We start from the raw sequence: 12,829 nt of genomic DNA on the forward strand, positions 1-12,829 counted from the left end.
CTACTTTTAATCTGTGGTGGATTTTTTGCAATACGCCAGCATCGGTGCGATCGCCTTAACTTACTTAGGCTTAGGCTTGGGGTATTTTCCTGGATTACGCATGAATCGGGCGACGATTGCGCTTGTAGGTTCTGCTATTTTGATTGCCCTGGGAGTATTAAGTCTTTCAGAAGCATGGCAGGCGATTGACCCGAAAACGATTGTTTTTCTGCTCAGTATGATGGTGGTTAACGCTAATCTTGCTTATGCAGGTTTCTTTCAAGTCGCGCTGGCGTTTCTTTTGCGTCTTACTCGCAGTCCTTTTGGTTTATTAATTGTACTGACGTTTGGCAGCGGATTTCTTTCGGCATTTCTCCTCAACGATACGTTAGCACTGGTGTTTACACCCTTAACACTTTCACTAACACAAACCCTTAAACTCAATCCAATTCCCTATCTTTTAGCTTTAGCTGCTGCAACAAATATTGGTTCTGTTGCCACAATTAGTGGTAATCCACAGAATATCTTGATCGGTTCGTTTTCTGGGATCGGTTATGTTGAATTTGCCCGCGTTCTCGCACCTGTGGCGGTGGTAGGGTTATGTATACAAATCGCGTTGTTATGGTGGTATTACCCTGAAGTGCGATCCCTCAGGGGCAAGCCGCCAGAGGCGGCATCGCTGCAAGCGGTTTCTGGAGAAGCAACGCTAGTTAGTTACCGCATCTATCGACCACTGTTTATCAAAAGTGTTGCTATTACCTTAGCGCTATTAACAAGTTTCGTCTTAGGTGTTCCTCTTGCTGAGGCTGCATTGGTTGCTGCTGCTTTATTGTTGATTACGCGCCGGTTAAAACCCGAACGCGTTCTTCGCGAAATAGACTGGAATTTACTCGTGATGTTTTCCGGCTTATTTATTTTGACGCAGGGTACGCAAAAACTGAATTTGTTAGCCCCGTTTACCGCTTGGGTAGGCGATCCCGCAGGACTAATTGGAGTTACCGCAATTTTATCTAATCTGATTTCTAATGTTCCTGCCGTACTTTTAATTGAACCGTTGATTTCGCAAGAAGATACGCGATCGTGGCTAATGCTAGCAGCAGGTGCAACTTTAGCTGGAAATTTATCGTTATTTGGTGCTGTCGCTAATTTGATTACAGCAGAAGCAGCCGCAAGATTAGGTTATGAACTAACATTTTGGGAACATTTTCGTTTTGGCTTACCCCTAACTGTGTTAACGCTATCTATCGTTTACTTCTGGGTGCGTTAAAAATTCAATATCCCCTCGCCTCTCGAAGAAACTCGCCCCTCGCCCCTCTTCTGCGGTAAGTTCCAGTCAGGACGTAGAGATTTAGCACCGCGAAGATAAGTGTGATAAATCTGAGTATGTGAAACAGGTAGATTAACGTGAAGTAACAAACGGATGCATCGTTGTAAACTGCGCTCGACGTGCATTTGCTGTACATCTAGCATGGGAACACTGTCCCAACACGGGCGTTCGCGGGCGATCGCTGCGGGAAAGACAACATCGAGATCTCGTGTCACTGAGAACGTGGCACTTATAATTGCAGTAGGTTCGAGTTGATTTCGCGCCTCAATTTCTGCTAGTAGTTCTAATACGGCTTCTCGAATTGCTTCGTAAGAATTTTCTGAAACCGTTGTTGCACCGCGAATTGCTCGAACTTGCCACTCCACGCTTTATCTCCTTTTACACTAGCTTGTCGCTGCTGTAGCGCGATCGTCATTGCCCAATATTATGGTCTATACAACCATAAAGGTAGACCATTAGTAGAAAGATCAAATTCTACCCAATCGATTCCAGACGATAAACAGGATGAAATCTGACTATCTCCTGAAATTAGCCGCGCTAGCAATGGTTTGCGTTCTTCCAAGGTGTAACACAAAGTTTTCTCTGGATCTAGCCCTACAAGTTCTGCTGCCCAACGACGGGCGTCTTCCTCAGTACCAAGACGGTCTACCACGCCTAATTCTAATGCCTGCTGTCCCGTAAAGATCCGACCATCAGCAAAACTTTTCACTGTCTCTAATGCTAGATTTCGTCCCTCGGCAACGGTTTGCACAAATTGGATATAACTTGTATCGATTAATTCTTGTAGGATGTTTTCTTCAGGTTGAGTTAATTCGCGGTCAAACGCCAAAATATCTTTATAAGGACCTGACTTCACGACCTTAAAAGACACACCAACTTTTTGTAGTAAGCGTTCGAGATTATTACCTCGGAGAATCACGCCAATACTTCCGGTGATTGTACCAGGGTTTGCCATGATATGCTGCGCACCCATGCCAATGTAAACACCACCAGAAGCTGAAATATTGCCAAAGCTGGCAACTATTTTCACTTTGTCGCGCAGTCGCTTTAAGGCACTGTAAATTTCTTGGGAGTCTCCAACTGTTCCCCCAGGGCTATCGATGCGTAGAAGTAAAGCAGGAAAACGTTTTTCTTCTACTGTTTTGAGGGCGTCGAGGACTCGCTTACGAGTTGCACTAGCGATCGCACCTGTAATTTCAATTCGCGCAATTTGTTTCCGAAACGACGGCTTAAAAGGCCACACCATGAGCAGTCTAAACTGATTTGAGTAAATTAATATCAAGTAGCACTAGGTAAAGCAACAAAGAATCGGCTAATTGCTAATTGCTTTGTGTTCACTTGCCTACTAGTACTTAGAAATCTACACCCATCTTAATTTTTTTTACCCGTGCCTGGGGTGTCTTCATGAAAATACATAATTGATTACAATCAGAAGTATTGATTTATCCCAGCGGTTAGCAATTGCATGCACAAACTAACTGAATCTCGACTTCCCTTCGCGTCGCTTTTATTAATTGCGCCATTTTTCTTGTGGGGAACTGCAATGGTGGCAATGAAAGGAGTTATCCCGCATACGACACCGCTATTTATGGCAGGGGTGCGTTTAGTTCCGGCAGGAGTTTTAGTTTTGGCAGCTGGTGCAATCTTGCGTAAACCGCAGCCTCACAGTTGGCAAGCGTGGTTGTGGATTAGCATTTTTGCCCTGATAGATGGCACGCTGTTTCAAGGTTTCCTAGCTGAAGGATTAGTGCGAACTGGTGCGGGTTTGGGTTCAGTGATGATTGATTCGCAGCCTATTGCAGTGGCTTTGCTATCTTGTTGGCTATTTGGTGAAAGAATTGGGTTGTGGGGCTGGCTAGGGTTATGTATTGGTATTGTGGGAATCAGTTTGATTGGCTTGCCAGATGAATGGTTTTTGGGGACAGCAAGTCATGTTGATTTCACTTTCACTGCTTTATTTGAAAGTGGTGAGTGGTTGATGCTACTAGCTGCGCTTTCAATGGCAGTGGGAACGGTGATTATTCGCTATGTTTGTCGCTATGCCGATCCCGTTGTTGCAACTGGATGGCATATGATTTTGGGAGGATTGCCATTATTTGCATTGAGTGCGAGTGTAGAGTCGCAGCAGTGGGTAAATATTGATTTATCTGGCTGGATGGCACTAACATACTCCACAATCTTTGGTAGTGCGATCGCTTATGGTTTATTCTTTTACTTCGCCTCTAGCGGAAACCTCACCAGCTTGAGTTCGTTAACTTTTCTGACTCCCGTCTTTGCTTTATTGTTTGGCAATCTCTTACTTGCTGAAGTCCTTAGCCCTCTACAATGGGCAGGTGTTAGCTTAACTTTGATGAGCATTTACCTGATTAATCAGCGGGAAGTTTTGGGAATTGGTGGTAAAATTTCTGCTGTGACAGAAGAGTTAGAAACTAGTAGAATACCTGTTTCTTTATCAATTCAAGACTCTGAGAAGCTTGGCGACTAAAGTCGCAGCTAAGCAAACGAAGTCCACCTTTGTAGACTAACGCGAAAATAAGAGTTTTTGAAACCTGTGAAGACAGGTTTTGCCTGTGTAGCTACGGTTTCAACCGAATCAGCTGTTCTTCATCAAAATAAAATTCTACGCACGAATTGCTAAAACTATTATTTGTTTCTACTTCGGTGGGACCACTAGGTACTGGACTTGGTGGCGGAGTGGAATTAAGTTTATACAATATTGCCCAAGAAATGCGGCGGCGCGGACATGAGGTGCAAATTGTCGCGCCAAATGGTTCTTATTTTGAATCATTACCTAATATTGTGCAGATTCCTGGCGAGTTACAAATGATTGCCCAAAGTCAGGAACGCAACGCTTCAATTGTGATGCCTGGTGACTCGGTTTTGGCAAATATGTGGGAGTATGCACGGCAAGTACAAACTGAGTATGACTTAATTGTAAATTTTGCTTACGATTGGTTGCCTTTTTACCTGACGCCGTTTTTCAGTTGTCCGATCGCTCACTTCGTCAGTATGGGATCGCTTTATGAGGCGATGGATCGTACGATCAAACAAACAGCAGATCGCTTTCCAGGTACGCTTGGCTTTTACACCGCATCGCAAGCACAAACGTTTGCGCTTGATGACAAATGTCCGTATTTAGGAAGTGGTATCAATTTATCACTATATGAATTTTGCGCTCAACCACAAAAATGTTTAGCCTGGTTAGGCAGAATTGCCCCAGAAAAAGGGTTAGAAGATGCTGTCGCTGCGGCAAAAATAACGCAAATTCCCTTAAAGATTATGGGGAAAATGCAGGATGAAACTTACTGGCAACAAATCGTTGCAGCTTATCCTGATGCACCAGTGGAATATTTAGGCTTTCTCTCAACATCAGAAATGCAACAGCAAGTCCGTCAATGTCAAGTACTATTAATGACTCCGCGTTGGGTAGAAGCTTTTGGAAATGTTGCAATTGAAGCGCTAGCGTGTGGCGTACCAGTAATATCTTACCGTCGTGGTGGTCCAGCAGAAATTGTGCAAGATGGGAAAACAGGGTTTTTGATAGAACCCGATAGTGTCACGGGGTTAGTAAATGCGATCGCCCGTCTTGATGAAATTGACCGTTACACTTGTCGTCAACAAGCCGAAATAGAATTTTCACTAGAAGCATTGGGCGATCGCTTTGAAAAGTGGTTTGGAGATATCTTGAACTAGGGGTGAGGGGATTGTTTTGAGTTTTGAATCCTCAAGAGTTTTGAATTTTGTTAGCGTAGCGGTGCCTTAGCACGTTTTGAGTTTTGAATTAAAAGAATTGTCTCAACACTCTTGACTCATAACTCCTCTGACCTCTCTTTAAATACTAATCGGTTGCATATTCTCCTTAGCTTGAATACATTCTCCTAATTCAATGGGTACAGGTTTGATATTCCAGATATCTTGACAGTAGTCGCGAATCGAACGATCAGAGGAAAACTTGCCCATCCGCGCAGCGTTTAAAATTGACATCCGCGTCCACCGATCGCGATCGCGGTACACTTGACTGACACGATCCTGACAATCAATATAGGCTTGATAGTCGGCAAACAATAAGTATTCGTCGCGATACAGTAGAGAATCTAACAAGGGTTTGAACAGCTTAGTATCACCATGCGAAAAATGACCTGATGCAATGCGATCAATCACAGCTTTGAGTTCGCGATTGCTATGGTAGTAATCTAGCGGACGGTAGCCTCTTGCTTTTAGTGCGTAAACTTCAGGTGCGGTGAGTCCAAAGATAAAGAAGTTGTCTTCTCCGACTTCTTCGCGGATTTCTACATTTGCTCCATCCAGCGTACCAATTGTTAGCGCTCCATTCAAGGCAAATTTCATGTTACCTGTACCAGAAGCTTCTTTACCCGCCATCGAAATTTGTTCGGATAAATCCGCAGCAGGATAAACGCGTTGGGCAAACTTAACGCTGTAATCTTTCAAAAAGACAACTTTAAGGCGATCGCGCACATCAGGATCGTTATTGACAACATCGCCAATCGAGTTGAGTAATTTAATAATCAACTTTGCCATGTAGTAGCCAGGGGCAGCTTTACCACCAAAAATAAACGTACGTGGCGTAATGTCGATATCAGGATTTGCTTTGATCCGGTTATACAGCGTGATGATATGCAGTGCGTTGAGATGCTGGCGCTTGTACTCGTGAAAGCGTTTTGCTTGGATATCAAAGATCGAGTCAGGATTGACAGTAATGCCATTTTGTTGTGCGATATATGCCACTAAGTCTTGCTTAATAGCAGACTTGATCGATCTCCACTGACTACAAAACTCAGGATCGTCTACAAACGCTTCTAAATGTTTGAGATCTTCTAAGTGCTTAATCCAGTTATCACCAATTTTACTAGAAATTAAGTTGGTCAGTCGTGGATTACTCAATACTATAAACCGTCGGGGAGTAACGCCGTTGGTTTTGTTATTGAACTTCTCAGGGTACATTTGATAGAAGTCGCGTAACACATCCTGTTGCAACAGTTTGGTGTGTAAAGCCGCAACACCATTAATTGAATGGCTACCAACACACGCCAGATGTGCCATGCGCACATATTTTTCTCCTGATTCGTCGATTAACGACATCCGGCGCAAGCGATCGCTGTCTCCAGGAAACTTGGCTTTGACTTCCTCTAAAAAGTGATAGTTGATTTCATAGATAATTTCTAAGTGCCGAGGTAGTAATTCTCTAAACAAGCTGATGGGCCAGCGTTCGAGTGCTTCTGGTAGTAATGTATGGTTTGTATAGGCAAGCGATTTTTGGGTGATCTGCCATGCTTGATCCCAGCCCATATCATGTTCATCGATGAGGAGTCGCATCAACTCAGCAACAGCGATCGCTGGGTGAGTATCATTGAGTTGCACGACAAACTTTTCGTGGAACTTTTCTAACGGGACATTTTGGCGAAAGACAATCCGAATCATGTCTTGCAGCGAACAAGACACAAAGAAGATTTGCTGTGCTAGACGCAGGCGCTTACCCTGTGAAGAGTCATCGTTGGGATAAAGTACCTTTGAGAGGTTTTCCGAAACCATTTTCTCTTGTACTGCACCCAAGTAGTCGCCAGAGTTAAAGGCAGCAAAGTCAAACGATTCTGGGGCTTCGGCTGTCCAGAGGCGCAAAGTATTTGCAGTATTTGTTTTATAGCCAAGAATTGGGGTATCGTGCGGAACACCTTTGATCACTTGGAAAGGAATCCATCGGACTCGATAGCGTCCATGTTCATCGGTGTATGCTTCAGTATGTCCGCCTAGTCTGACGTAGACTTCCCACTCAGGACGCGCAATTTCCCAAGGATTACCGCAGTGTAGCCATTTGTCAGTAATTTCAACTTGCCAGCCATCGCGAATATCTTGGTCGAAGATACCGAATTCGTAGCGAATCCCGTATCCTAATGAGGGAATCTCTAGAGTTGCCATCGAATCGAGATAGCAAGCTGCTAAGCGTCCCAAACCACCGTTACCAAGTCCTGGTTCTTCTTCTTGTTCGAGTAAATCTTCTAGGTCTAGTCCTAATTCACTAACAGCTTGCTTTACTTGGTCATAGATTCCCAAATTTACTAGATTATTACCAAGATGTGGTCCCATCAGAAACTCAGCCGAAAGATATGATACTGTCCGCGAAGCTCTTTCGGTATAAATTACCGCAGTATTAATCCAACGTTGTAGTAAGCGATCGCGTACTGTATACGCCAACGCCATATAGTAATCATTTTTTGTCGCAATTTTAGGAAACTTGCCTTGAACGTAGAACAAATTATCTAAAAAGGCTCGCTTTAGGCATTCAACACTTAATCCTGTCCGGTCGTCTTCTATCTGTAGGTTGTCTACCTGATGATTCGGCACAGTTTGCATTATTTGTTCCTTTTTTACTTAAATTTCAAGCATAGATGTAGTGTCTTCTTGCCTTGCTACCATTCTTCTGAGGTAATTATTGCTGTATTTGTTACCATCACAGGCATAAGCAGGGTTGAGAAGTTGGGAATTGAGAAGTCAGAGATTCATTGTGTTTCAAACACTTGAGGACATACAGCCACTTGTCCGAACGATCAGGAATTCATATTCTATCTGTGTTTATGCTTACATCCTTTTTATGATTCAAAACGCGCACAAGGGTTGTTATAGCGTTAAATCCATTTACAAATCAACATGAAACATCAACTATAGTACTCACGCTTTGTTTGCGAAAAAATATAGCTCATTACAGAAAAATAAAAATAACAAACAAAACCTCAGCCCACTTAGTAGGCTAAGGTATCATTACATACTTTCTAATCTCTAGTAATGCCAAGTCCAATCGCGTACTTCCGGCAGATCGTCGCCGTACTTGTTGATATATTGCTTATGTTCGATCAGTTTATTGCGAATCATTTGTTTAACGTGCGCACCGACGTTTTGTAGCCCAGGAACGCGGTCAATGACGTCTCCTACAAGATGAAAACGATCTAAATTATTCATTACTAACATATCAAACGGTGTTGTTGTCTGTTCTTGGTATCCGCGTACATGGAGATTTTTATGATTGATACGGCGGTATGTCAGACGATGAATTAGCCAAGGATAGCTGTGGAAAGCAAAGATAGTCGGCTTATCTGTGGTAAAAATTGAGTCAAAATCTTTATCTGATAAACTATTAGGTTCTTTCTAAGTATGTATTTGCAACTAATCCAATAGCTTTAAAAAATTGAAGTAAATAACTTGATTTTTTAAATAGACCTCCTGCATAAATCACAGATGCCCGACGACTAAAGTCGGGGTATCCAAGCGGAGTGTACCTTCGTACACTAAAATAAGACTTTTAGCAGTAAGTCCACGGAGGTGGACTTTGTTTATTTAGGTGCGAATTTATTCGCGATTCTCTTCACGCAGGAAGTCTAATGAAACACAAAGAACGCAAAAAAAGAGATAGAGAAGAATTTTTATAAATTCTAGGGTCATCATTTATCTATGAGATAAGTGTAATAGGGTTAACTAAAAAATATGTCATGAGTAAGCTTTATGATTAAAACACAAACTATTATTAAAAACAAATTGCGAATAAAAGCATTTCCTTTAAAAATGGCTAATTTAGTTCCAATCATAGCTCCAACAATATTACATACAGCCATTGGTAAAGCAAAGGAGTAAATAACATTATGATTAGGTATGAAATATACTAAAGCAGCTAGATTAGTGCAAAAATTTACGATTTTAGCAGCGGCAGAAGCTCTTAAGAAATCAAAGCCAATAATTCCAACAAAGGCAAATATTAAAAAACTGCCAGTTCCAGGTCCTAGAAAGCCATCATAAAAACCGATTATACCTCCAATAATTGGAGCAAGAATAATTTGCCTTGCACGCGCTGTCTCAAACAAGTGTTGCGAACCAAGATCTTTCTTAAGAAAAGTGTAGATAGCAACAACAGTCAATAATACAAGAATTGAAGGACGTAAAATATTAGGATTGATAACACTAACAGTGCTAGCGCCAACAAAAGAGAAAATAAAAGCAGCGATCGCTGCCATAATAACAATTGAAAAATCTAATTTTAGATACAGGTAAAAGCGAATTGCCGCCACAGATGTTCCAGCAATTGAAGCAAGTTTATTTGTTCCTAATAATAATGGTAAATCTGTATTAGGTAAAACAATTAAAAGTGCCGGAAGCTGAATTAAACCTCCTCCACCAACAATTGAATCAATTAACCCAGCCAAAAAAGAAAATAAACAAAGAAGGACTAATTCTGACATCATAAAACAAATTGATAGAATTGCGTTATCGCACAGAAGACATGAAATAAAATCATGTAAAACTTAAAACTTTTGTTGAATTTGTAGAACAAATACTGATAAGCAAAGAATAACTATTATATCTTTTGATTGATTATTAAATACTGATTAATCAAAGACTTTGTCAAACTTACTCAATATCTTTAATATGAAAATTTGCCAACTACCACCATTATTAAAACCAGGAGACTTGCTACGAGTCATTGCACCTAGTGGGGCATTAAGAGAATTAGAAGCATTTCATCAAGGAGTAGAAATTTGGCGAAAGCGTGGCTATCGGATAGAAATCAGTGCTGACATCGATAACCGTTGGGGTTACTTAGCAGGTAAAGATGGCGATCGCCGTATTCAGTTACTCAACGCCTGGAAAGATCCCGCATGTCGGGGTATCCTCTGTGCTAGAGGTGGTTACGGTAGTGCCAGAATTTTGGAAGATTGGACGTGGCAAGTATACGAGTTAGCAAAAAATCAAAAGAAACCCTCATCCCTCACCCCTCATCCCTCACCCCTCACTAAATGGTTAATTGGGTTTTCAGACATTACTGCATTACTGTGGAGTCTTAGTACAGTTGGGATTTCTGGCGTTCATGCGCCTGTACTCACTACCCTAGCTAAAGAACCCGATTGGTCAGTTCAGCGTTTGTTTGATTTAGTTGAAAGTCACAAAATAACTTCGCTTACAGGAACAGGCTGGGGAGGTGGTAGTGCGAGTGGTATTTTGTTACCCGCAAATCTTACTGTTGCTACACATCTACTGGGGACACCAATACAACCAAATTTAGATAGTGTCATTCTTGCCATAGAAGATGTTACAGAAGCGCCTTACCGCATCGATCGACTACTCACACAATGGCGCTTAAACGGTGCGTTTAACAAAGTACGCGGTATTGCATTAGGACGTTTCAGCCGCTGCGAACCACCACCAACTATTCCTAGCTTAACCATCGAAGAAGTATTACGCGATCGCCTTGGCGATCTTAATATCCCAATTGTTTCCGATCTTCCTTTTGGTCATGATGGTACTAACGCCGCCTTACCTGTAGGAATCCCAGTCCAGCTGAATGCAGACAAAGGGATCTTAAGCTTCGAGCCATCAATCACTTAATTTTAAGCCCCTGATCTGCTTGTTTTGCGCCTAAACACGTTAAACGTTAATTTGTGTAAACTTTTTGAGTAGTTCCTGCGTAATGTATTCCCACTCCTGGCTCAAAGATGCTGTAAACTCTGGTTGCCTGCTACGACGATACCAATAACGTGCATTACTCAAATCTCCCTCTTGACGATGTAAGTAGGCATGAACCCAAGCACTATCAATATCATCTGCCTCTTGGACAATTTCATGCGCTTTATGCCAATTACCTGTTTTGGCATACCACAATGCTTGTAACGCTGGGGGAAGCGACGTAGGGCATTTTTCTTGTTGTGCAAATTCATTTAACTGCATAAATAACACCCCAAAAAATCTCCATCTATGACTGATCGTGCCAGGATGGGTTCACATCTTTTCTCTGCAAAGCGGAGGGTTTTGTCTAAATCAAGCAAAAACAAGTACTTTCAAAGAACGATCAGCTAAATGTTGGTAGCAACAAGGTGTATTAGCATTTAGTTTCATACCCCTGCACTGTTAATTTAATGAATGAGTCAAAGAGCTGAGTAAATTACCACTGATACAATGAACAATGGATAAAAAACATTCTTTAGGTGAAAAGATAAATGACCGTTGCTACCCAGGTTCCCTATTTACTAAGAGCAGCATATGGTGAAACGCTCTTACGTCCGCCAGTGTGGATGATGCGGCAAGCAGGTCGCTATATGAAAGCCTATCGGGAACTACGGGAGAAATATCCTTCATTTCGCGAACGTTCTGAAATCCCTGAAGTTGCTATTGAAGTTTCCTTGCAACCCTGGAGGGCATTTCAACCCGATGGAGTGATTTTATTTTCCGATATTGTGACACCCTTACCAGGCTTGGGTGTAGACATGGATATTGCTGAGGGGAAAGGTCCAATTATTGCCTCACCAATTCGCTCTTCTGCACAAGTCGATCAGTTACGTCCTCTTGAACCTGAAGAATCATTGCCATTTATTAAAACAATTTTACAAGCGTTACGCCAAGAAGTTGGTAATAAAGCTGCGGTTTTAGGTTTTGTAGGTGCGCCGTGGACACTCGCTGCATACATGGTAGAAGGTAAAGGTTCTAAAACTTATTCCAAAATTAAAGGAATGGCGTTTGCCGATCCAACAGTATTGCATCAACTGTTGACGAAATTATCTGATGCGATCGCCACTTACGTATGCTATCAAATCGACTGCGGGGCGCAAGTTGTCCAAATGTTTGATTCGTGGGCGGGTGAACTGAGTCCTCAAGACTACGAAACATTCGCTTTACCCTATCAACAGCGCGTCTTCCAACAAGTCAAGCAAACACATCCTGATACGCCCTTAATTTTGTTAGTCAGTGGTAGTGCAGGCTTACTAGAACGAATGGCAAGATCAGGCGCGGATATGATCTCTGTAGATTGGACTGTCGATATGGCAGATGCTAGGGCGCGACTGGGAAACATGAAAGTGCAGGGAAATCTCGATCCTGGCGTATTATTCGGCTCTAAAGAATTCATTCGCGATCGCATTTACGATACTGTACGCAAAGCCGGAAACCGAGGACATATTCTTAATCTCGGTCACGGTGTCTTACCAGAAACACCCGAAGAAAACGTCGCGTTCTTTTTTGAAACTGCTAAAAATCTCAGTATTAGGGTTGAGGGGTGAGGAGTGAGGGGTGAGCTAAGAAAGTTTAGATCTCAGTGATTTTTGAAGTCCGCGCATCATTCTGCTAATTTCATCCATCCTGGACAAAACATTTTCTAACTCTCCCTTATCTAGATATCCTAATCTTCCTGCCAAAGTTAATTGTGTTTCTAGTTCAAACAAAGAACCTAGAGCTACTGAAAGAAAATGCAAAAATTCTTTAGTCGAATCCCTGCCATGACCTTCTGCAATGTTACTAGGAATAGATACAGCAGCACGCTGCATTTGGCTACTTAATCCATACATTTCCTGTTTAGGAAAACTTTGGGTCAATCGATATACCTCTTCAGCCAAATCTATACCAGATTGCCCTTACGGGTTCAGCAGTTGCTCCACTTAGGCAAAGCCCAAGACCGCACTGCTTCACCAAACTTTAAGATCGCGAAAACTATTAATACTCATCTAATATACTTATGCAAGATAAGTATAATTT

The 12,829-nt window shown here is 42.1% G+C and carries 11 protein-coding genes and 1 pseudogene; 5 read left to right on the forward strand and 7 right to left on the reverse strand.

What is annotated here, in order from left to right; all coding sequences use genetic code 11:
- The first annotated feature begins 16 nt into the window (after positions 1 to 16).
- The gene (locus IQ230_RS14265) at positions 17 to 1,246 is read left to right on the forward strand and encodes an anion transporter (RefSeq protein WP_193932644.1); all 1,230 of its coding nucleotides are present in this window, start codon (positions 17 to 19) and stop codon (positions 1,244 to 1,246) included.
- Here the strand turns inward: IQ230_RS14265 and aroH are convergent.
- Both aroH and sppA read right to left on the reverse strand, forming a co-directional pair.
- Entirely contained in the window at positions 1,243 to 1,671 is a 429-nt protein-coding gene (aroH, locus tag IQ230_RS14270; protein WP_193932632.1) for a chorismate mutase, read from the reverse strand. The two genes, IQ230_RS14265 and aroH, sit on opposite strands and share 4 nt — an antisense overlap.
- 59 nt (positions 1,672 to 1,730) lie before the next feature.
- The gene (gene sppA / locus IQ230_RS14275) at positions 1,731 to 2,552 is read right to left on the reverse strand and encodes a signal peptide peptidase SppA (protein WP_193932633.1); all 822 of its coding nucleotides are present in this window, start codon (positions 2,550 to 2,552) and stop codon (positions 1,731 to 1,733) included.
- A 219-nt stretch (positions 2,553 to 2,771) separates the two neighbouring features.
- Between sppA and IQ230_RS14280 the strand changes: the two genes are divergently transcribed.
- The gene (locus IQ230_RS14280) at positions 2,772 to 3,791 is read left to right on the forward strand and encodes a DMT family transporter (RefSeq protein WP_193932634.1); all 1,020 of its coding nucleotides are present in this window, start codon (positions 2,772 to 2,774) and stop codon (positions 3,789 to 3,791) included.
- 146 nt (positions 3,792 to 3,937) lie between these two features.
- Positions 3,938 to 4,999, forward strand: a complete 1,062-nt coding sequence (locus tag IQ230_RS14285) for a glycosyltransferase family 4 protein (RefSeq protein ID WP_193932635.1) — start codon at positions 3,938 to 3,940, stop codon at positions 4,997 to 4,999.
- Positions 5,000 to 5,137: 138 nt separating this feature from the next.
- Here IQ230_RS14285 and IQ230_RS14290 read toward each other — a convergent pair whose 3' ends face one another.
- From IQ230_RS14290 to IQ230_RS14300, 3 genes and pseudogenes are all read right to left on the reverse strand, one after another.
- Positions 5,138 to 7,675 carry a glycogen/starch/alpha-glucan phosphorylase gene (locus tag IQ230_RS14290; protein WP_193932636.1) on the reverse strand — a complete coding sequence of 846 codons (2,538 nt, stop codon included), beginning with the start codon at positions 7,673 to 7,675 and terminating at the stop codon, positions 5,138 to 5,140.
- Positions 7,676 to 8,098: 423 nt separating this feature from the next.
- A pseudogene (locus IQ230_RS14295) lies at positions 8,099 to 8,449 on the reverse strand (phosphoketolase family protein); the annotation flags it as partial.
- Between the two features lie 338 nt (positions 8,450 to 8,787).
- Complete coding sequence (locus IQ230_RS14300) at positions 8,788 to 9,552, reverse strand: TSUP family transporter (protein WP_228054920.1); 765 nt, start codon at positions 9,550 to 9,552, stop codon at positions 8,788 to 8,790.
- A 184-nt stretch (positions 9,553 to 9,736) separates the two neighbouring features.
- On the opposite strand from IQ230_RS14300, the gene IQ230_RS14305 reads away from it, so the two are divergent.
- On the forward strand, positions 9,737 to 10,693 hold the full coding sequence (locus tag IQ230_RS14305) for a S66 peptidase family protein (RefSeq protein ID WP_193932637.1): 957 nt from the start codon (positions 9,737 to 9,739) through the stop codon (positions 10,691 to 10,693).
- Positions 10,694 to 10,732: 39 nt separating this feature from the next.
- Here the strand turns inward: IQ230_RS14305 and IQ230_RS14310 are convergent, their stop codons facing one another.
- A complete protein-coding gene (locus IQ230_RS14310; protein ID WP_193932638.1) occupies positions 10,733 to 11,032 on the reverse strand; it encodes a hypothetical protein in 300 nt (99 codons plus the stop codon).
- 269 nt (positions 11,033 to 11,301) lie between these two features.
- Here IQ230_RS14310 and hemE point away from each other — a divergent pair, with 269 nt between their 5' ends.
- Positions 11,302 to 12,357 (forward strand): uroporphyrinogen decarboxylase, encoded by a 1,056-nt coding sequence (hemE, locus tag IQ230_RS14315; RefSeq protein ID WP_193932639.1) that lies wholly within the window; start codon positions 11,302 to 11,304, stop codon positions 12,355 to 12,357.
- 15 nt (positions 12,358 to 12,372) lie between these two features.
- On the opposite strand, the gene IQ230_RS14320 is transcribed toward hemE, so the two are convergent.
- Positions 12,373 to 12,669, reverse strand: a complete 297-nt coding sequence (locus IQ230_RS14320; protein ID WP_407646659.1) for a four helix bundle protein — start codon at positions 12,667 to 12,669, stop codon at positions 12,373 to 12,375.
- Positions 12,670 to 12,829 lie beyond the last annotated feature (160 nt).

It is taken from the genome of Gloeocapsopsis crepidinum LEGE 06123 (genome assembly GCF_015207655.1).
Classification (GTDB): domain Bacteria; phylum Cyanobacteriota; class Cyanobacteriia; order Cyanobacteriales; family Chroococcidiopsidaceae; genus Gloeocapsopsis; species Gloeocapsopsis crepidinum.